Annotated in this window: 16 protein-coding genes; 7 read left to right on the top strand and 9 right to left on the bottom strand. The window is 69.7% G+C overall.

Annotated features, from left to right (window positions below; all coding sequences use genetic code 11):
- Positions 1 to 3: 3 nt before the first annotated feature.
- Both ABC337_RS07130 and ABC337_RS07125 read right to left on the bottom strand, forming a co-directional pair.
- Positions 4 to 1,305 carry an amidohydrolase gene (locus ABC337_RS07130; RefSeq protein WP_412884564.1) on the bottom strand — a complete coding sequence of 434 codons (1,302 nt, stop codon included), beginning with the start codon at positions 1,303 to 1,305 and terminating at the stop codon, positions 4 to 6.
- 71 nt (positions 1,306 to 1,376) lie between these two features.
- Positions 1,377 to 3,881 carry an ATP-dependent DNA ligase gene (locus tag ABC337_RS07125; protein WP_412884565.1) on the bottom strand — a complete coding sequence of 835 codons (2,505 nt, stop codon included), beginning with the start codon at positions 3,879 to 3,881 and terminating at the stop codon, positions 1,377 to 1,379.
- 40 nt (positions 3,882 to 3,921) lie between these two features.
- Here ABC337_RS07125 and ku point away from each other — a divergent pair, with 40 nt between their 5' ends.
- On the top strand, positions 3,922 to 5,034 hold the full coding sequence (gene ku, locus ABC337_RS07120) for a non-homologous end joining protein Ku (RefSeq protein ID WP_412884566.1): 1,113 nt from the start codon (positions 3,922 to 3,924) through the stop codon (positions 5,032 to 5,034).
- Between the two features lie 36 nt (positions 5,035 to 5,070).
- Here the strand turns inward: ku and ABC337_RS07115 are convergent, their stop codons facing one another.
- The 6 genes from ABC337_RS07115 to ABC337_RS07090 form a co-directional block, all read right to left on the bottom strand.
- Positions 5,071 to 5,358 carry a DUF7218 family protein gene (locus tag ABC337_RS07115; protein ID WP_290256953.1) on the bottom strand — a complete coding sequence of 96 codons (288 nt, stop codon included), beginning with the start codon at positions 5,356 to 5,358 and terminating at the stop codon, positions 5,071 to 5,073.
- A 255-nt stretch (positions 5,359 to 5,613) separates the two neighbouring features.
- A complete protein-coding gene (locus ABC337_RS07110) occupies positions 5,614 to 5,892 on the bottom strand; it encodes an HPr family phosphocarrier protein (protein WP_364136038.1) in 279 nt (92 codons plus the stop codon).
- Positions 5,893 to 5,952: 60 nt separating this feature from the next.
- Entirely contained in the window at positions 5,953 to 8,007 is a 2,055-nt protein-coding gene (locus ABC337_RS07105; protein ID WP_412884567.1) for a PTS fructose transporter subunit IIABC, read from the bottom strand.
- Between the two features lie 2 nt (positions 8,008 to 8,009).
- Positions 8,010 to 8,996: a 1-phosphofructokinase family hexose kinase gene (locus tag ABC337_RS07100; protein WP_412884568.1), complete on the bottom strand. Its 987-nt coding sequence runs from the start codon at positions 8,994 to 8,996 to the stop codon at positions 8,010 to 8,012.
- A complete protein-coding gene (locus ABC337_RS07095; protein WP_412884569.1) occupies positions 8,993 to 9,805 on the bottom strand; it encodes a DeoR/GlpR family DNA-binding transcription regulator in 813 nt (270 codons plus the stop codon). Before ABC337_RS07095 ends, ABC337_RS07100 begins: the two co-directional genes overlap by 4 nt.
- Positions 9,806 to 10,093: 288 nt before the next feature.
- Positions 10,094 to 10,357, bottom strand: coding sequence for a DUF6458 family protein (locus ABC337_RS07090; protein WP_412884570.1), 264 nt, complete (start codon positions 10,355 to 10,357; stop codon positions 10,094 to 10,096).
- A 372-nt stretch (positions 10,358 to 10,729) separates the two neighbouring features.
- On the opposite strand from ABC337_RS07090, the gene ABC337_RS07085 reads away from it, so the two are divergent.
- From ABC337_RS07085 to ABC337_RS07065, 5 genes are all read left to right on the top strand, one after another.
- A complete protein-coding gene (locus ABC337_RS07085) occupies positions 10,730 to 11,347 on the top strand; it encodes an alpha/beta hydrolase (protein ID WP_412884571.1) in 618 nt (205 codons plus the stop codon).
- A 142-nt stretch (positions 11,348 to 11,489) separates the two neighbouring features.
- Positions 11,490 to 12,515 carry a LacI family DNA-binding transcriptional regulator gene (locus ABC337_RS07080; protein WP_412884572.1) on the top strand — a complete coding sequence of 342 codons (1,026 nt, stop codon included), beginning with the start codon at positions 11,490 to 11,492 and terminating at the stop codon, positions 12,513 to 12,515.
- An 85-nt stretch (positions 12,516 to 12,600) separates the two neighbouring features.
- The gene (locus ABC337_RS07075) at positions 12,601 to 13,344 is read left to right on the top strand and encodes an HAD family hydrolase (protein ID WP_377971238.1); all 744 of its coding nucleotides are present in this window, start codon (positions 12,601 to 12,603) and stop codon (positions 13,342 to 13,344) included.
- Between the two features lie 61 nt (positions 13,345 to 13,405).
- Complete coding sequence (locus ABC337_RS07070; protein ID WP_412884573.1) at positions 13,406 to 15,736, top strand: glycoside hydrolase family 65 protein; 2,331 nt, start codon at positions 13,406 to 13,408, stop codon at positions 15,734 to 15,736.
- A 110-nt stretch (positions 15,737 to 15,846) separates the two neighbouring features.
- A complete protein-coding gene (locus ABC337_RS07065; protein WP_412884574.1) occupies positions 15,847 to 16,602 on the top strand; it encodes a class I SAM-dependent methyltransferase in 756 nt (251 codons plus the stop codon).
- Positions 16,603 to 16,670: 68 nt separating this feature from the next.
- On the opposite strand, the gene ABC337_RS07060 is transcribed toward ABC337_RS07065, so the two are convergent.
- Positions 16,671 to 17,681, bottom strand: coding sequence for an isopenicillin N synthase family dioxygenase (locus tag ABC337_RS07060; RefSeq protein WP_412884575.1), 1,011 nt, complete (start codon positions 17,679 to 17,681; stop codon positions 16,671 to 16,673).
- A 381-nt stretch (positions 17,682 to 18,062) separates the two neighbouring features.
- On the opposite strand from ABC337_RS07060, the gene ABC337_RS07055 reads away from it, so the two are divergent.
- Complete coding sequence (locus ABC337_RS07055; RefSeq protein WP_412884576.1) at positions 18,063 to 19,436, top strand: NAD-dependent succinate-semialdehyde dehydrogenase; 1,374 nt, start codon at positions 18,063 to 18,065, stop codon at positions 19,434 to 19,436.
- Positions 19,437 to 19,548: the final 112 nt, after the last annotated feature.

The following is a 19,548-nucleotide window of genomic DNA, read 5'->3' as shown; positions in this document are numbered from 1 at the left end:
TCCCTAATCCCTGGCGAGCCAGGCCATGGCTGCGACGACGGCCGCCGTTGTTCCCGTGCGCAGGGTGGGGTCAATGACGGGGGCAAAGTGCGGGGAGTGGTTGGCCGGGATGTCCTGCGTGACAGTCCCGGCAGACTCTGCCGCCGCGTAGGCTTCCGGATCGCTGCCGCCCAGGCCCCAGTAGGTGTAGGGCGTTCCCAGGGCGTCGGGAATCTCGCTGAAGTCCTCGCTGGCCGATTGCCGGTCCAGGCCTGCCGCCTGCGCGCCGAAGTGCCGGCGGAAGGCGGCGCTGACCCTCGCAGTGGCCCCGGCGTCGTTGTCGGTGAGTGGGTAGTGGTCGTAGAACTCGAACTCCGGCTCCTTCGGGCACCCGGCGGCCAGGCACTCGCCGGTCACGATCCGCCGGACCGCGGCGGTGATCTGCTCCCGGGTGGCCGGGTTGAAGGTGCGGATGTTCAGTTCCAGCTCCGCCCGGTCGGAGATGATGTTGCTCTTGGCTCCGGCGCTGAGGCGGCCGATGGTCAGGACGGCGAACTCTCCTGGTGCCACCTCGCGGGAGACGACCGTCTGCAGCCGCAGGGCAACGGAGGCCGCCAGCACCACCGGGTCCACGGCGAGCTGGGGCATCGAGCCGTGGCTGCCCCGCCCGTGGAGCGTGATTTTGACGCTGTCCGCGCTGGAGAGAACCGCGCCCGGCCGGGTCCGCACCTGGCCGGCGGGGAACGCCAGGACATGCTGGGCCAGCGCCACGTCCGGCCGCGGAATCAGGTCCGCCAGGCCGGCGTCGACCATCCGCCGCGCCCCGTCCGCCACCTCCTCCGCCGGCTGGAACAGGGCGATGTAGGTGCCGGCCCAGGAGGCTTTGCCCTCCGCCATCAGGCGGGCGGCGCCGAGCAGGCAGGCGACGTGCACGTCGTGCCCGCAGGCGTGGGCCACCGGTACGGTGCCGCCGTGGCCGTCCGCGGCAGTGTCGGTGCTGGCATAGGGCAGCCCGGTGTCCTCGGCCATGGGGAGGGCGTCCATGTCGGCGCGCATCAGCACGGTGGGCCCCTCGCCGTTCCTCAGGATGCCGACGACCCCGGTGGTGCCGATGTTCCCGTGCACCTCGTAGCCGAAGTCCCGCAGCAGGCCGGCCGCCAGCGACGCCGTCCGGGTTTCCTGATGGCCCAGTTCGGGGTGCCGGTGCAGGTCTTTGTAGAGTTCCTCCTGCCATGCCGCGATCCCCGCCGCGCCGGCGACGATCCGGGCTCCGGGGGCCGCGGACTCCGGGGTTTCGTGGTGGTCGTTGCGCCTGGTCTCGCTCATGGTCCGGTCCCTTCATCGCTGATATGGCTCATCGCTGGAAAGCTCAGGTGTGGAAAGCCTCAGGGCCGCCGTCAGCCGGATTCGACGACGACGTCGGCCGGGTTCTTGTCCAGCCGCCAGCCGCGCCAGACGGGGTGGCGGAGCTTCCCGGTGCCCGTCCACTCGCCGAACGTCACCTCGCCCACGAGCTTGGCCGAGACCCAGTGAGCGTCGGCGGCGTCCGCGACGGGCACCTCGTCGAAGGGTGGCGTCTTGCGCGGTATCGCGTCAAGGGTCCGGCGCATCTCGGCGAGCTCGCGGGTGCTGAAGCCGCTTCCCACCCGGCCAACGTAGCGGAGCCCCGAACCGTCGGGGATGCCCACCAGGAGGGACCCGACGGTATCGCTCCGGCCGCCGTTGCCCGGCCGCCAGCCGCCCACCACCACTTCCTGGGTCCGCTCGAATTTCAGCTTCAGCCAGGACCGGCTGCGCTGGCCGACGTAGCGGCCGCCCGTGCGCTTGGCCATGATGCCCTCGAGGCCCAGTTCCTGCGCGCTCTCGAGCAGATGCCCGACGTCGGCGTCGATCACCTCGGAGAGCTGCACCGGGCAGTCGCCCCGGGGCGCGGCCGCGAAGAAGGCATCCAGCCGTTTCCGCCGGGATGTCAGGGGGCGGCGGCGCAGGTCCTCGCCGCCGTCGGTGAGCAGGTCGAACAGCATCAGCCGCACCGGGGTGGCGGCCCGCGCCTTGGCCACGTCGCCGGCCTTGGTCAGCTTCATCCGGCCCTGCAACAGCCCGAAATCGGACCGCCCGGATGGGCCGACGGCGATGATCTCGCCGTCGGCGGCGAAGTCCTGCGGCGGCCAGCAGGACCGGTCCGTCAGCTCCGGGTAGCTGGCGGACATGTCGATCCCGTTGCGGCTGATCAAGCGGATCCGCTGCGCGTCGCCGAGCACCAGGGCCCGGACGCCGTCCCACTTGAGCTCGAACTGCCAGTCACTGTCGGTCAGGTCCGCGCGCGTTCCCGGGCTGGCCAGCATGGGGGAGAGTTGCGCGAGGTCCGGGGCCGCGGGAGCCTCCGCCGTCCCGCCGTCGCCCTGTCGGCCGTCTTCGCCCTGGCCGCCGTCGTCCGGCCCGCCGTCGCCGTCATTTGAATCCCCGTGGTGTTCCTTCGCCTCGTCCATCAGGTGGATCAGCCACTGGTCCTTGGCCTGGCCGGTGTGGATGAGGGCGAAGCGCCTGGGACCGCCCAGCGCGCCGCCGTCCTGTCCGGTGAGCGTGGCGATGACCTCCTTGCCGGCGATCCACTTCTCGCACTCGTAGGTGCCGCGGTCCCAGATGCTGACGGTTCCGGCGCCGTACTGGCCCTTGGGGATGGTCCCCTCGAAGTCCGCGTAATCCATCGGGTGGTCCTCGGTCTGCACCGCCAGGTGGTTCTTGGCCTTGGATACAGGCACCCCCTTGGGCAGCGCCCAGGAGACCAGCACGCCGTCGCGCTCCAGCCGGAAGTCGTAGTGCAGCCGGCTGGCGTGGTGTTCCTGGATGACGAAGCTCTCCCGGCGGGTTTCTTCCGCGGCACGGTTGCGGTGCCGCTCGGCGGTGAACGGTTCCGGGGTGGCGGCGGCGTCACGCTTGGTGCGGTACTTCTCCAGGCGCGGGTCGGTGTCCCCGCCGTCGCCCGGGGCAGCGGCACCGGCGCCGCCGTCGTGCCTTCCGGAAATCACGGCGAACGGGTCCGTGCCGGCGGCCACCCGCTTCATCACCTCGCGGTAGTCCAGCTGGTGCAGCGTCGGGGCCGCGAGCTCCCGCCAGGTGCGGGGCGCGGCGACGGTGGGTCGGAGCCGGCCGCGCAGCGAGTACGGGACGATCGTGGTCTTGGCCGCGTTGTTCTGGCTCCAGTCGACCAGGACCTTGCCGGTGCGGAGGGTCTTCTTCATGTCGCTCACGGCCAGGTCAGGGTGGTCCGCCTCGAGGGCCCGGGCCAGTTCGTGGGCGAAGTCGGCGATCTGGTCCGAGCTCTGCGTCCCGTCGAGGGCCGCGTAGAGGTGGATGCCTTTGCTGCCGCTGGTCACGGGCACGGGGTCCAGGCCCACGTCCCGGAGGATGGCCCGGGCTAGGGTGGCCACTTCCACGCATTCGGCCAGGCCCGCGCCCTCGCCCGGGTCCAGGTCCAGGACCAGGCGGTCCGGGGGCAGCGGATCGCCGCCGGAATCCACCCGCCACTGCGGCACGTGGATCTCCAGGGCGGCGATCTGGGCCAGCCAGGTGAGGGTGGCCGGATCGTTGACCAGGGGGTACTGGACGGTGCGGTCCTTGTGGGTGATGGACGCCCGCGGCACCCAGCCGGGGGTGGAGTGGTCCAGGTTCTTCTGGAAGAACATCTCCCCGGGCGCGTCCGCGGTGCCCACGCCGTGCACCCAGCGTTTGCGGGTGGCCGGGCGGTCCGCGGCGGCCGGTATCAGGACGGGTGCGACGGCGGCGTAGTACGCCAGCACGTCCGCCTTGGTGGTGCCGGTCTCCGGGTACATCACCTTGTCCAAATTGGTCAGCACCAGCTCCCGGCCGTCCACCCGGACCCGTTCCTTGCCCTCAGCCACGGGGCTTCACCTCCGTGCCGGTCTGGTGTTCACTTGAGCCATGAGAGCCATCTGGAAAGGCGCGATAGCGTTCGGCCTGGTCAACGTCCCCGTCAAGGTCTACAGCGCCACCGAGGATCACGACATCAGCCTGCACCAGGTGCACAACGCCGACGGCGGGAGGATCCGCTACCAGCGCCGCTGCGAGGTGTGCAGCAAGGTTATCGACTACGAGGACATCGACAAGGCGTACGAGGACGACGGCCGGACGGTGATCCTCAGCCGCGAGGAACTGAAGTCCATTCCGGCGGAGAACAGCCACGAGATCGAGGTGGTGCAGTTCGTCCCCGCTGACCAGCTCGACCCGATGATGTTCGAGAAGAGCTACTACCTGGAGCCGGACGCCAAGTCGCCGAAAGCGTACATGCTGCTGCGCCGGGCGCTCGAGGACACGGACCGGGTGGCGGTGGTCCAGTTCGCGCTCCGGGAGAAGACCCGTCTGGGCGCCCTGCGGATCCGCTGCGACGTGCTGGTGCTGCAGGGCCTGCTCTGGGCCGACGAGGTACGCGAGGCCAATTTCCCGGCCTTGGAAACCACAGTCCGGATCTCCGCCCAGGAGCGGGAGATGTCCGCTGCCCTGGTCGATTCGATGGCGGCCGACTTCGATCCGGCGCAGTTCACCGACGACTACCAGCTCCAGCTGCGGCAGCTGATCGACGCCAAGATCGAGCAGGGCGACTCGCTGGACACGGAGGAGACCTTCGGCGCTCCCGCGGCGGAGGCGGGCACCGGCGAGGTGATCGACCTGATGGACGCCCTGAAGCGGAGCATCGAACGCAAGCGCGGCGGCGGGTCCGACGGCGGAGCCTCCGAGGGCTCGTCCGGCGGATCCGCAAGGGGTGCCGCCACGTCGGGCACGACGAAGACTGCTGCCGTCAAGACGGGCACCGCAAAGACCGGCACTGCCAAAGCCAGCGCCGCCAAGACCGGCACCGCCAAACCCGCGGCTGCGAAGACGGGCACCGCGAAGTCGGCCGCCGGCACGTCCGCCGGAACCAAATCTGCCGGGACCAGAACTGCCAGTACCAAGACTGCCGCCACGAAGACTTCCGCCGCTAAGACCAGCGCCGCCAAGTCCGGGACAGCGAAGACCGCGGCGCGGAAGGGCGCCTGAGCCGGGGGAGGCCGCCCGGGGCAGCGCCGACACCGCCTAGGAGTTCCGCAGAGCGGAGATGAGCTCGCTCTTTTTCTTGGCCGAATACCCGGTGAGGCCGATTTCCTTGGCGCGCTTCTTCAGTTCCGGGACCGTCCAGTCCTCATAGTCGCCGGAATGGCCGCCCTTGCTGCCGACGCTGGAGCGCCCGCGCTTGGCCGCGGCGTTGGAGATCCGGGCCGCCTTCTGCTTGGAGGCACCGTCCTCGAGAAGCGCCTCATACATCTCGGGATCCTTAATGCTGGGGCTCTCGGAGCCCTGCGGTGCGCCCTTCTTGGTCGGCATGCCCACCCCTCCTGATCGGTCCTAACCGTCCTGAATTCGTGCGGCGCCGGAGCCGGCCTCCCGCGCCCTTTCTGCCCACGCTAACCACGGGCGGAAGCGAACACAAGCATTTCGTCAGCATGCTGACGAACCGGACCAAAAGCCCGCCGGCGTCGCGGTCGCCCCATGGCCCCCGGCGGGCGGGCCGCCCTAAAAGCGGAAGGCCGCCGCCCCGTCCCGCGAGGGGAGGGGGCGGCGGCCTTCCGGCGTCGGTGACTACTCGGCGTCGTGGTCCGTTTCAAGGATCTGGACCAGGCGGTCGAGGGCGGCGTCGGCGCCGTCGCCCTCGGCCCGCAACACCACAACCTCGCCGTGCGAGGCGCCCAGGCTCATCAGCGAGAGGATGCTGGCGGCATCCATGGCCTCGTCCGCGGGTTCGCCGAGCCGGGCGATGGTGATCTCCAGATCGAACTCGCCTGCTGCCTCGGCAAAGATGGCGGCCGGGCGGGCGTGCAGGCCAACGCGGCTGGCGATGGTGGCGTTACGTTCGGTCATTGTTGCTCCTAGAATTTCAGCTTCGGATGATCAGCGATGAAGGGTCTGTGGTGGACCGGCTCAAACGGTGACGGGGACCGGTTCCACCGTATCAACGGTCTTCTTGACTGCCCAGCGCTTGAGTGCGATCACCGACAGGGCGGTGATCACGGTGCCAACGGCGATCGCGACGACAAACATCAGGAAGTTGTCGATGGCGAAGAAGACGAACAGTCCGCCGTGCGGGGCCTTGGATCCGACGCCGGCCGCCATCGAGATGGCACCGGTGACCGCGCCGCCGAGCATGCTGGCGGGGATGACGCGCAGCGGGTCGGCAGCGGCGAACGGGATGGCGCCTTCGGAGATGAACGAGGCACCCAGCAGCCAGGCGGCCTTGCCGTTTTCCTGCTCGGCCAGGCTGAAGAGCTTCTTGTTCAGGACGGTCGAGGCCAGGGCCATGGCCAGCGGCGGAACCATGCCGGAGGCCATCACGGCGGCCATGATCTGCCACGGTGCCTGGTTGTCGATCGAGGCGGCGCCGAGGCCGGCGACGGCGAAGGAGTAGGCAACCTTGTTGACCGGGCCGCCGAGGTCGAAGCACATCATCAGGCCGAGGATCACGCCGAGGGCGATTGCGCCGGCACCGGTCAGGCCGGAGAGCCAGGAGTTCAGGCCGTTGGTGATGGCCACGATCGGGCCGCCGAGGATGACGAACATCAGGCCGGAAGCCACCAGCGAGGCCAGCAGCGGAATGATCACCACGGGCATCAGGCCGCGCAGCCAGCGGGCCACCTGCAGGCGGCCGATCACGAGGGCGATGTAGCCGGCGAGCAGGCCGCCGACAATGCCGCCGAGGAAGCCGGCACCCATGAAGCCTGCGACGGCGCCCGCGACGAAGCCGGGGGCGATGCCCGGACGGTCGGCGATCGCGTAGGCGATGTAACCGGCCAGCGCCGGGACCAGGAAGCCCAGCGAGAGGGCGCCGATCTTGAACAGCACGGCGCCGAGGTAGGCGCCCAGCGGGCCCCAGGCGTTGTCCGGGTACTGGGTGGGCAGGTTGAAGAGGGAGTTCTGCAGGACGATGTTGTCCGCGAACTTGGTGATCAGGTAGCCGCCCATGAGGAAGCCGAGGGCGATCAGCAGGCCGCCGCCGGCGACGAATGGAATCATGTAGCTGACGCCGGTGAGCAGGGCCTTCTTCAGCTTCTGCCCGACGTGCTCGCCGCGCTCCTCCGCCTCGTGTTCGGCCTGTTCCTCCGCGCCGAAGTGTGGGACGCGGCGGGCGTGCGGGTTGTCAGCGGCCGCGAGGGCCTCCTGGACCATCTTTTCCGGCTCGTCGATGCCGCGCTTGACCGGGGCGTTGATGACGGGCTTGCCGGCAAAGCGCTCCTTGCCGCGGACGTCGACGTCGACCGCGAAGATCACGGCGTCGGCGGCGGCGATCACGGCCGGGTCCAGGGCCTTGGCGCCCGAGGAACCCTGGGTCTCGACCTGCAGGTCGACGCCGACCTCCTTGGCCGCAGCCACGAGGGAGTCGGCGGCCATGTAGGTGTGGGCGATGCCGGTGGGGCAGGCGGTGACGGCGACGAGGCGCTTGGTCCGCGGAGCACCGGCGGCACCGGCCGCAGCGGCGCCGGTGGCTGCGGCTGCAGGTTCGGCGGGCGTTGCGGCGTGGGCGGCCGGCTTGTCGGCCAGGGCACCCTCGACCAGTTCCACGACCTCGGCCTGGCTGGACGCGGCGCGGAGGGCGGCGGTGAAGTCCTTTTTGATCAGGGACCGGGCGAGCTTGGAGAGCAGCTTCAGGTGTTCCTGGTCAGCGCCTTCCGGGGCGGCGATGAAGAAGATCAGGTCCGCGGGGCCGTCCTTGGCGCCGAAGTCGACCGGGTTGGAGAGGCGGGCCATGGCCAGCGTGGCCTCCGTGACCGCCGTCGAGCGGCAGTGCGGGATGGCGATGCCGCCGGGCACGCCGGTGGCAGTCTTGGACTCGCGGGCGAAGGCGTCGGCGAAGAGGCCTTCGACCTCGGTGGCGCGTCCGTTGGCCGCAACCTTGCCTGCCAGGTGCCGGATCACGTCCTCGGGTGAAGTGCCGAGATTCTGGTCGAGCTCGACCAGTTCGGGAGTGATGAGCTGGGTCACTGTCAATCCTTTGTCAGGGCCGTGATGGTTACGGCATCGGGGGTGGTTTCGTGCACTGCCGGGACTCGGGAGCCGGGCAGGGAGGCGGCGGCGGCACCATGGGCCACCGCCTGACGAAGGCAATCAGCCGGGGCGGCGCCCTGGCTTGCGGCGAGCAGGTAGCCGGCCAGCGAGGAATCGCCGGCGCCCACCGTGCTGACCGCGGTGACCGGCGGGTGCGTGGCGAGCCACGCGCCGTCGGCCGTCACAAGCACCGCACCCTTGGAACCGAGGGTGGCGAGGACGGCGCCCACCCCGGAGCGGACGACGGCGGCGGCTGCCGTAGCGGCTGCCTCCGGATCGGCCTCGAGCTCCTCGGCGGACTTGTCCGTGGCGAAGCCGGCTGCGGCAGCCAGTTCCGCCAGTTCCTCGGCGTTGGGCTTGAGCAGGTCCGGCATGCCGAGGGGGTCGCCGGAGACCGCTGCGGCGAGGGGTTCGCCGGAGGAGTCGACGGCGATGAGGGGTGCCTCGGAGCCGTCGTGGGTGGAGCGCAGCCGCCGGGTGACGGTGGCGTAGAAATCGGCCGGGACTCCGGGCGGGAGCGAGCCGGCCAGGACCACCCAGCTGGCGCCACGGGCGGAGTCCAGCAGCAGCCCGATCAGGGCCTCCTGCTGTTCGGCGCTCAGAACCGGGCCAGGTTCGTTGATCTTGGTGGTGACGCCGCCGGGTTCGGTGAGGGCCACGTTGCTGCGCAGCGGCTCACCGATCGGCAGGGCGGCGAAGGGCACCTCGGTGTCCCGGAGCCCGGCCAGGACCGGGTCGGCCTCCGCGCCCGGGAGCACGGCGAGGGTCTTCAACCCGGAGGCCACGAGGGCCCGGGAGACATTGACGCCCTTGCCTCCGGATTCCTGCCGGACGGAGAGGGCGCGTTGGACTTCGCCGCGCTGGAGGGGGCCCGGGAGGGCGACGGTACGGTCCAGGCTGGGGTTGGCGGTGAGGGTGACGATCATGCGACCACCACCTCCACTCCGGCGTCCGAGAGTGCGGCCGCGAGGGCCGGACTGGGGTTCGAGTTGGTGATCACGGTGTCCAGATCTTTCAGGGAGGCGAACTGGACCAGCGTTTCCGCGTCCAGCTTGGAGGAGTCGGCCAGCACCACGATGCGGCGTGCCGAGCGGACGAAGGCGGCCTTGACGGCTGCTTCTTCAGGATCGGGAGTGCTCAGCCCGAAGGCCGCGGAGATGCCGTTGGTGCCGATGAAGGCGATGTCCGGGCGGATCCGGCCGGCGGCTTCCACGGTGGACTGGCCGACGGCGGCCTGGGTCAGGCCACGGACCTTCCCGCCGAGCAGGTGCAGGGCGATGCCCGTCTCGCCGGAGAGTCTGGCCGCGATCGGCAGGGCGTGGGTGATGACGACGAGTTCGGCGTCGGTCCCCGGAGTGCCGGTTCCAGTGGTGGCTGCCGCCGAGCGGGCGGCCAGCATGCCGGCCAGGGCCTCGGTGGTGGATCCGGCGTCGATCAGGATGCTGCCCGAGCGGTCCTCGGGGATCAGGGCCAGGGCCGCTGCGGCGATCCGCGTCTTCTCCGAGGGGCGCTGGACCGTGCGTTCGAGGATGCTCTCCTCGGTGGTGCTGATCCGTTCGGGGGAGACGGCGCCGCCGTGGACCCGGCGGACGCTGCCGGCGGCCTCGAGGGCGGCCAGATCCCGGCGCACGGTTTCGGTGGTGATGCTGAATCGCTCGGCGAGGTCCGTCACGCTGGCCCGGCCGCTGGCGGCCACGAGCTCAACGATCAGTTGCTGGCGTTCCTCGGCGAACACTTGCCCTCCATTGCGGCGTTGACGTGGCTGCGGTTTCTGCTGGTCCCGACTTCGGTGACCGCTGTCACATCGAAGTGGAATTGATTGACTTTATCTTTGATCATGTGGCTTTGTCAACGAAAAACCACACGAACAAAGAATGAGTCTTTGGGGCGCCGGCGGCGGGGCCCGGGACGGGTGGGCCGGACGCTGCTTAAACGCCGGATGCCGGGCCGGACCTGTGCGGTCCGGCCCGGCATCGGGCGGTGTCTTGCGGTTGCTGCGGACGCCGGGACGGCGGCCCTTGGGCTAGATGCCGGCGTCGCGGCTCTCGTTGCGGGTGATGGTCTCGCCGGTGTTGGGGTCAACCACCGACCGGGTCTCGCTGACGCGGCGGGTGCGGCTGCGGCCGGGGGAGGCCAGGATCAGCGAGGCGATCAGTCCGATCACGCCGACGACCATCAGGATGTACCCGATCATGGTCTGGTCCACGTTGGGGATCAGTCCGGGGGTGATGGCCCAGGCCAGGATGGCACCGAGGGCGATCAGGAAGATGGAGGATCCGATTCTCATTACTTGCTCCTTAGGGGTCCGGATGGACGGTGTCACTGGCTGAGTCTGGTGAAGTCCTGTGGTGCAGTCGGTATCGAAGAGTCCGGGTCGCGACCAGGGCCGCCGCCTGAGGGGCTGCGGCCAACGCTAAGCATGCTGTCCATTGTCACGCTACAGCCCGGCACCCCCGGATACAACGATTTGGGCCCCGGTTTGACGGAAAAGCCGCAGGTGAGGGCCGTTTTTCGCACCAATTCCGGGTTTCCGCTCCGCTTCCGGACGGGGGCGGTCCGGACCCGGGGCGCGCCGGTCCGGAAGCGCAGCGGATTTCCTGAGCCGGTGCGGCGGGCCCGGCTCGACGGCGGTGACCCCGGTTCTCGCTAGGCTGGCCGGATGGAGACGGTTGCCTGGTCCAGGCCGGAGGTGGAGCGGGAGGGCACCCCGCTGCTGGTGATGCTGCATGGCTACGGCACGGACGAAACCCGGATGTCCCGTCTTTTCGGCAGCCTGCCGCCCGAGTTCACCTGCGCCGCGCTGCGTGGCCCGAAGGTGATCGGCGACGACTACGGCTGGTTCCTGCTGGACTACTTCCTCACCCACGACTTCGCGGACGTGATTTCCGCCGCCAACCGTGTCTTCGCCTGGATCGACTCAGTCAAGGACCGGCACAGCAGCGTCACCCTCCTCGGTTACTCCCAGGGCATGGCGATGGCCAGCACCCTGCTGCGCCTCCGCCCCGAAGGCTTCCGCGCCGCCGTCGGACTTTCCGGGTTCGTGCTGGAGAACGAACTGCTGGCCATGAGTGAATCGTTCGACGCCCGCCCGCCGTTCTTCTGGGGCCGGGACAAGGAGGATGTCGTCATCAACGACGCCGCCACCGAACACACGGCGGAGTGGCTGGAAGAGCACACCCAGCTCACGGCCCGCAGCTACCCCGGGATGGGGCATTCGATCTCGGCAGCCGAGCTGGTGGACGTGGGGGCGTTCCTGAGGCACTACGTCCTGCAATGACGGAGGCCGGCCCCGGCGGATAATCCATTCGATGGCCCGAATCCGGGTACTTGCGCCCTGTTTTTATAAGCGTTTACACTCTAATTTGGCCAATTTGATCGGCCCACTACTTGCTGGGGAGAAAGGTCTAGGCCCGTGTCGCATGGCTAAGGCACCGCGCGTGACCATCCAGGACGTGGCAGCCCTCTCCGGGCTCTCGATCTGCACCGTCTCCCGTGCACTCCGCAACCTCCCCAATGTGTCCGAGAAGGCGCAGGCCAAGGTCGCGGACGCGGCAGGCAAGCTGGGCTACCGCGCATCCAGCGCAGCCTCCCGCCTGGCCGGAGGCTCCACCGGCGCCGTCGCCATCATCGTCCCCACCGCCACCGCGTGGTTCTTCGCCCAAGCCGTCGAGGCCGCGGAAGAGGTCTTCGCCGACAGCGGCTACGACACGGTGCTGATCAGCCTCCGGAACCGCCCCAGCGTGCAGCGCAAGCTGTTCGGTGACCTGGCCGGACTGGCCCAGCGCGTGGACGGGGTGCTGCTGCTGAACGTGGCCTTGGACGCCGCCGAGGTCGCGGCCCTGGAGGACTCCGGCCTCGCCGTCGCCAGCGTCGGCATGCAGTCCGTGCCCTGGGACAACGTCGGGATCGACGACGAGGAAGCGGCGCGGAAGGCCACCGGCCACCTCCTGGACCTGGGCCACTGGGACCTGGCAATGCTGGCCGGCACGGAGCCGCCGTCGAGCACCGTGGTCACCGCGGACGCCCGGCGCCGCGGCTTCGAACGGGCGCTCGCGGAGCACGACCTGACGCTGGACCCGGACCTGGTCCTGGATGCCGGCTCCAGCATCGAGGGCGGACGCCGGGCCATGACCGAACTGATCGAGAACCGCAGGCTCCCCTCGGCGGTCTTCGCCGGCTGTGACGAAACGGCCTTCGGGGCACTGATGGCCCTGCGCGACCTGGGCATGTCGGCACCGAAAAACGTCTCGATCATCGGGATCGACGACCATCAGATGAGCTGGTTCCTGGGCCTGACCACCGTGGCCCAGCCGGTCGCGGACCAGGGCGCCTTCGCCGCGAACCTGCTGGTGGAACGCTTGCTCCGGCCGGAGCCGCCGGCCCGCACCGCACACCTGCTCGAGACCAAGCTGGTGGAGCGGCGCAGCACCCGCCGACGACGCTGACCACACCCCCGGCCGCGGCCGGGCAGCAGACCCCCGTCTCCACCCCCCCGAATCTCCACATCCGTCTGGAAGGACACCCGAACCCATGACTGCCACTTCCCCCGAGGCCCTGCCGGCCGACGCCTTCGCCGGCGCCTCCGCCGTCCTTTTTGACCTCGACGGCGTGCTGACACCCACCGCGGTAGTCCACGAGCGCGCCTGGCAGGAACTCTTCGACGGGTACCTCAAGGACGTCCCCGGGGCGCAGGCCTACCGGGAGAGCGACTACTTCGACCACATCGACGGCAAGCCCCGCTTCGACGGCGTCCGCGACTTCCTGGCCTCCCGCGACATCGTGCTGCCCGAGGGCCCGGCCGACGACGACCCGGCCCATGACACCGTGCACGGCCTGGGCAACCGCAAGAACAAGGTGTTCAACGACATCGTCGCCGCTGGCGGCGTGCAGCCCTACGAGGGCTCGGTGCGTTTCATCGAGGCCGCGCTCCAGCGCGGACTCAAGCTCGCCGTCGTCTCCTCCTCCCGCAACGCGGTCCCGGTGCTGAAGGCCGCGGGACTCTCGGACTACTTCCCGGTGGTGGTCGACGGCGTCGTCGCCCTCTCCGAAGGCCTGCCCGGCAAGCCCAGCCCGGCCACGTACCAGTACGCGGCCCGGCTCCTGGAGCTGCCGAGCGAGGAATGCATTGTCGTAGAAGATGCCGTCTCCGGTGTCCAGGCTGGAAGCGCGGGGAGCTTCCACTCGGTCATCGGCGTGGACCGGGGAGCGGGCCGACAGACCCTGCTCGACGCCGGCGCCACCCTCGTGGTCAGCGACCTCGCCGAGCTGCTCTAGCCCGGCCCGCCTCCGCCACCCCACCCGCACCAGACCCTCCGCCCCCAGAAGGACCCCCACCATGGCTCTCATCACCTCGGACCGCGCCAGGTTCCCCAACGACCCCTGGCAACTCGTGGAGACCGCCCACGTCCCCGGCAACGCCGGCACCCTGGAGACCCTGTTCAGTCTCGGCAACGGCCACCTCGGCATCCGCGGCGCGCACTGGGCCGCCGCCGACGCCGAACTGCCCGGCAGCTTCATCAACGGCTTCCACGAAATCTGGGACATCAAGCACGCGGAGAACGCCTACGGTTTCGCCCGCACCGGCCAGCGGATCCTCTACATCCCGGATGCCAACAACTTCGCGGTGGTGATCGACGGCGAGATGCTCAGCCTGGAGGATTCCACCGTCCTGGACTACCGGCGCAGCGTGGACTTCGCCACCGGCATCTACGAGTGCCGGATCGTCTGGCAGTGCCGGTCCGGGTCCACCGTGACCACCACCGAACGCCGTGCCGTGGGCTACCAGGCCCGCGGCACCCTCGGCATCTCCCTTGAGGTCTCCGCCGACCGCGAGATCTCCGCAGACGTGACCTCCGCCGTCGTCAACCGCCAGGACCAGCCGGTGGAGGACCACTCCGCCCACGACCCGCGCCGCGCCGGCCGGCACGCCGGGCGCGTGCTGCTGCCGCTGCGGCTCGACGGCGGCGACGGCTCCCTGCGCCTGTCCTGGGAGGCCGCGGAGTCCCGGCAGCGGCTGGGCATGGCCGTGGACCACTGGACCTCCGCCAACGTCCAGCCCTTCGACACCCAGGTGGACCAGGACGACAGCAGCGTCCGGTACGTCCTGGCTGTCAGCCCGGATGAGCCGTTCCGGCTGGAGAAGAGCGTCAGCTACGCCGTGGCCCGCGGCGTGGACGAGGACCCCGCGGAGACCGCCGAGCGCGAGCTGCTGCCGATCGCGGACATCTTCGCCCAGAGCGAGGCGCACTACCGCGACTACTGGACCACCAGCGACATCGTGGTGGGCGGCCGGTCCGAGCTGCAGCAGGCCATCCGCTGGAACCTTTTCCAGCTGGCCCAGGCCACGGCCTGCGCGGACGTCGCCGGCATCCCGGCCAAGGGCGTCTCAGGCTCCGGCTACGACGGGCACTACTTCTGGGACCAGGAGGTCTACCTCCTGCCCTACCTGACCTACACGAACCCGCACAACGCCCGTCAGGTCCTGGAATTCCGGCACGAACTGCTCCCCGAGGCCCGGGTCCGGGCCAAGGAACTCAGCGTGGACGGCGCGCTCTTCCCGTGGCGCACCATCAACGGCCTGGAGGCCAGCGCCTACTACGCCGCCGGCACCGCCCAGTTCCACATCGCCGCCGCGATCGCCTTCGCCACCAACCGCTACATCTGGGCCAGCGGGGACGCGGCCTTCCGCGAAACCCAGGGCTCCGAGCTGCTGATCGAGACCGCCCGCATGTGGGCCTCTCTGGGCTTCTTCGGCAAGGACGGGCTGTTCCACATCCACGGCGTCACCGGCCCGGACGAGTACACCGCCGTCGTCAACGACAACCTCTACACCAACGTCATGGCGCGCTTTAACCTGCGTGCCGCCGCGGCGCTGGACCACCCGGGGATCGACGACGCCGAGCGTGAACTCTGGGAGCAGGCCGCCAACCGGATGCAACTGCCCTACGACAGCGACCTTCAGGTCTTCTCGCAGGACAACGACTTCATGAGCCTGGAGCCCTGGGACTGGAACACCCCCCGCTCGAAGTACCCGCTCCTGTTGAACTTCCACCCGCTGGTGATCTACCGGCACCAGGTGCTCAAGCAGGCGGACACGGTGCTGGCGATGTTCCTGCAATGGCAGGACTTCAGCGCCGAGGAGAAGCGCCGGGCGTTCGACTTCTACGACCCGATCACCACCGGCGACTCCACCCTGTCCGCCTGCGTGCAGGGAATCATGGCGGCCGAGGTGGGCTACGGCAAGGCCGCGCTGGACCACTTCCTCCACGCGGTCTACATCGACCTGGACGACACCCACGGCAACACGATCGACGGCGTCCACATCGCCTCGACCGGCGGCGTGTGGAGCTCGCTGGTCAGTGGATTCGCCGGCCTCCGGGACCAGGGCGAGGTGCCGTACTTCGATCCGCGGCTGCCCGCCGAATGGGATTCGCTGGACTTCCACCTGAAGCTCCGCGGCGGACTGCTGCACGTGCAGCTGGACCACCGGGAACTGCGGCTGGCCATGGTCGAAGGCGGCCCGCTGGAGGTCGACGTCCGCGGTGAACGCCGCACCGTCGGGACCGACGCCGTGTCCTTCCCCGTGCAGCCGGTGGAGAGCCCCGAGCCGACGGTCTTCCCCGGCCCGGCGACGGCGTCCATTCCGGTGATCCACGCCGCGGGGTAGGGGAGCGGGGGGCTAGCTCCGCTTCACCTTCGCGCCCGTCGAAACGGCGGGGCTGAAGCGCGTTCCGGGATCTCCTTCCGGGCCGGGGTTCCGGGTGCCATAGTGGCGGGATGATCAACCAGCAGCAGCTCTGGGATGCCGACGCCGCCTCCCGCTATGACACGCCCGGCGAGGGGATGTTCGCCCCGGAGGTGCTCGAACCGACCGTCGCTGTCCTTGCGGAGCTCGCCGCCGGGGGACGCGCCGTCGAGTTCGCCATCGGAACCGGCCGGGTTGCCCTTCCCCTGGCCGCGGCCGGCGTCCCGGTGACCGGCATCGAGCTCTCCGACGCCATGATCGCAAGGCTCCGGGAGAAGGCCGGCCCGGAGGAGATTCCCGTGGTTCGGGGTGACATGGCGGAGGCCTCGGCGGGGGAGGGGTTCGCCCTGGCCATCCTGGTCTTCAACACCATCTCCAACCTCCTGACGCAGGAGGAGCAGGTCCGGTGCTTCCGGAATGCCGCCCGGCATCTGGCCCCCGGCGGATGCTTCGTCGTCGAACTCTGGGTGCCGCAGCTGCGCTCGCTGCCGCCTGGCCGCGGGGGAACCGTGGAGGTGAGCGAGCCCGGATACCTGCTGGTGGACACCTACGACGTGCTCCAACAGCTGGTGGTCTCCCACCATGTGCGGTTCGATCCGGAAGCTTCCGGCGGCCGCGAGGCACGGATGGGCCGCACCCCGCACCGGTACATCTGGCCGGCCGAGCTGGACCTGATGGCGCAGCTGGCCGGCTTCGAATTGGAATCCCGTTGGGCGGACTGGGACCGGAGCGAGTTCACGGCGGACTCCCGGAGCCACGTCTCGGTCTACCGCCTGCCCGCACGCTGAGGCCGGCACCAAACGGCTGACGACGGCGGGAGCGTACGGCCGAGGGGACGGAAGCGGACCCGCGGAACCTACCCCTGCAGGTCGGCGTGGTGGATGGCGGCGACGTTCGGGTGCGCCCGCAGCCGGTAGCGCAGCGCGTTATCGCCGTACGTCTCCAGGATAGGGCTGTCGGTCGGGTCCACGGACAGGCCGCGGGCCTTGGCCTGATACTCCGGGTTCATGGCAAGCTGCGGCATGGCGGCGTCCAGCGCGGGGTTGTAGAAGAAGGGCAGCGAGATCCGGTCCGTGCCCTTCGCCGGGGAGATGACCCGGTGCAGCGTGGCCTTGAGGTAGCCGTTGGTGGCCAGCTCCAGCATCTCGCCGATGTTCACCACGAACGTCCCGGGCACCTGCGGCGCGTCTATCCACCGACCCTGGTATTCCACCTGCAGGCCGCCCTTGTCCGGTTCCACCAGCAGGAGGGTGAGGACGCCGCCGTCGCGGTGCGAGCCCACGCCCTGCTTGGGTTCGTCGCCGGATTCGCCCGGGTAGCGGACGATCTTCAGCATTGGGAACGCGCGGTCACCGAAGGCGTCGTCGAAGCTGTCCTCGGGGGCGCCCAGGGACACCGCCAGTGTGCGGAGCAGGTTCAGCGAGATGGTGCTCAGCCGGTCCGTCCAGGCCGCCACGACGTCGCGCATCCCGGGTAGCTCTGCCGGCCACAGGTTCGGGCCCTCCAGCCGCCAATAGTCGGCGACGCCGTCGCCCGGCTCCACCGCGGCCCGCTCGACGCCGATGTCGATCTGCTCGCGCCAGTCGACGGCCCGGTCCGTGAGCTCGGCGCCCATCCGGGTGTAGCCGCGGAACTGCGGACTGTGGATGTTCTCCACGGCGAGCTTCTGCTCCTCCGGCAGGTCAAAGAACCGGCGGGACGTCACGAGCATGGCGTCCACCAGATCCTGCGGGATGCCGTGGCCGGAAAGGTAGAGGAACCCGACGTTGTGCATGGCGTCGCGGAGTTCGTCCCGGAACCGGGAGGCTTCCTCCGGCCCGGCGTTCAGCCGGGAGTAGTCCAGAACGGGGAGTGATTCGAGTGACACGGTCCTATAGCCCTTCGTGGCGCGATGTGGAAATCGAAGTCCTTAATTTCTTCAACGTTACGACCGGATGCCCCCGGCGGCAGCACTGCATTTCGAAATGCGTCACCGCCTTGTGCGGGCCGGCGCGATGGGGTATTTCCGACGACGGCGGCGCGGGCGACGGCGATGCCGGCGCCAACGGCGGACCCGCCGCCGGCGTGCAGAAGATCACGGTTGGAATACAGCCGGGGACGGCGCGGTTGCCGCTTAAAGGATGGGCCGCGCACCTGCTGCGGCCCGTCTTCACCCGGGGCGGGGACCGCCGCGCGGCGCCGCATCGGCGTCGTTCGCGGCCCGCGCCCACACCGGCTCAACCCAGCCAGAAACGGAGATGGTGGACCAATGACTGCCTACAAGACAGTGAACCCCGCGACCGGAGAGACGGAAAAGGAATTTCCGCTCGCAACCAAGCAAGAGGTCGAGACGGCGCTCGCCGCCGCGCAGCAGTCGTTCCTCGAGTGGCGCAAGGCGCCCGTGGAAGAGCGCACCAAGGTCATCGCCCGGGTCGCCGAGCTGTACCGGGAACGCGAGGATGAACTGGCGCGCCTGATCGCCAAGGAGATGGGCAAGCCCGTGGTCGAGGCCCGCGGCGAGGTCAAGCTTGTCGCCTCGATTTACGACTACTACGCCTCCGAGGGCCCCGAATTCCTCAAGGACGAACCGCTGGAGGTCAAGGGCGGCGGCGATGCGCTCGTGCGTTCCACCCCGATCGGCCCGCTGCTGGGCATCATGCCGTGGAACTACCCCTACTACCAGGTGGCCCGCTTCGCCGCGCCCAACCTGGTCCTGGGCAACACCATCCTGCTTAAGCACGCCGGCAGCTGCCCGCAGTCGGCCCTCGCGATCGAAAAGATCTTCCACGACGCCGGGCTGCCGAAGGGCGCCTACACCAACCTCTTCCTGGACAACGACCAGGTGGCGGAGATCATCGCGGACTCCCGCGTCCAGGGCGTGTCCCTGACCGGCAGCGAGCGGGCCGGCGCGGCCGTGGCCGAGGTCGCCGGGCGCAACCTCAAGAAGTACGTCCTCGAACTGGGCGGCAGCGACCCGTTTATCGTGCTCGACTCCGATGACCTGGACGCCACCGTCAAGGCCGCCGTCGGGGGCCGCATGGGCAACGCCGGTCAGGCCTGCACCGCGTCCAAGCGGTTCATCGTCCTCGAAGACCTCTACGAGCCCTTCGTGGAGAAGTTCACCGAGCGGATGGCCCGGATTAAGCCCGGCGATCCCCAGCAGGAAGACACCCGGTTCGGTCCGCTGTCCTCCCAGAGCGCCGCGGACGGCCTGGTCGAGCAGATCCAGGACGCCGTGGACAAGGGAGCCACCCTGCGCACCGGCGGCCACAAGGTGGACGGCCCCGGCGCCTACGTGGAGCCCACCGTCCTCACCGACGTCACCCCGGAGATGCGCGCGTTCTCCGAGGAGCTGTTCGGCCCCGCCGCTGTCATCTACAAGGTGGCCAGCGTCGAGGAAGCAATTGACCTGGCCAACGGCTCGCCCTACGGCCTGGGCGGATCGGTGTTCAGCACCGACCCCGCGAAGGCCCAGGACGTCGCCGACCAGCTGGACACCGGCATGGTCTTCATCAACTCGGTGGCCCAGACCCAGGCGGACATGCCCTTCGGCGGCGTGAAGCGCTCCGGCGTTGGCCGCGAACTGGGCCGCTTCGGCATGGACGAGTTCGTCAACAAGAAGCTCATCCGCACCCCGCGCTAAACGCCGACGGCGCGACCGGCCGCCGTGCGAAAAGCTTCGGCGCGACCGGCTACTCACGGCCGCGGACGGGGGCAACTGCCTCCGTCCGCGGCCGTCGCCGTGCCCGGTTCGG

This window comes from Arthrobacter phoenicis (assembly GCF_047238215.1).
Taxonomy (GTDB): domain Bacteria; phylum Actinomycetota; class Actinomycetes; order Actinomycetales; family Micrococcaceae; genus Arthrobacter.
The sequence above is the reverse complement of the archived record's forward strand: the minus strand, read 5'-3'. Positions and strand labels throughout refer to the sequence as shown.

Coding starts and splice junctions, on each gene's coding strand:
- ABC337_RS07130 (WP_412884564.1), bottom strand. CDS start 1,305: ATGAGCGAGACCAGGCGCAACGACCACCACGAAACCCCGGAGTCCGCG.
- ku (WP_412884566.1), top strand. CDS start 3,922: ATGAGAGCCATCTGGAAAGGCGCGATAGCGTTCGGCCTGGTCAACGTC.
- ABC337_RS07115 (WP_290256953.1), bottom strand. CDS start 5,358: ATGCCGACCAAGAAGGGCGCACCGCAGGGCTCCGAGAGCCCCAGCATT.
- ABC337_RS07110 (WP_364136038.1), bottom strand. CDS start 5,892: ATGACCGAACGTAACGCCACCATCGCCAGCCGCGTTGGCCTGCACGCC.
- ABC337_RS07100 (WP_412884568.1), bottom strand. CDS start 8,996: ATGATCGTCACCCTCACCGCCAACCCCAGCCTGGACCGTACCGTCGCC.
- ABC337_RS07090 (WP_412884570.1), bottom strand. CDS start 10,357: ATGAGAATCGGATCCTCCATCTTCCTGATCGCCCTCGGTGCCATCCTG.
- ABC337_RS07085 (WP_412884571.1), top strand. CDS start 10,730: ATGGAGACGGTTGCCTGGTCCAGGCCGGAGGTGGAGCGGGAGGGCACC.
- ABC337_RS07080 (WP_412884572.1), top strand. CDS start 11,490: ATGGCTAAGGCACCGCGCGTGACCATCCAGGACGTGGCAGCCCTCTCC.
- ABC337_RS07075 (WP_377971238.1), top strand. CDS start 12,601: ATGACTGCCACTTCCCCCGAGGCCCTGCCGGCCGACGCCTTCGCCGGC.
- ABC337_RS07070 (WP_412884573.1), top strand. CDS start 13,406: ATGGCTCTCATCACCTCGGACCGCGCCAGGTTCCCCAACGACCCCTGG.
- ABC337_RS07065 (WP_412884574.1), top strand. CDS start 15,847: ATGATCAACCAGCAGCAGCTCTGGGATGCCGACGCCGCCTCCCGCTAT.
- ABC337_RS07055 (WP_412884576.1), top strand. CDS start 18,063: ATGACTGCCTACAAGACAGTGAACCCCGCGACCGGAGAGACGGAAAAG.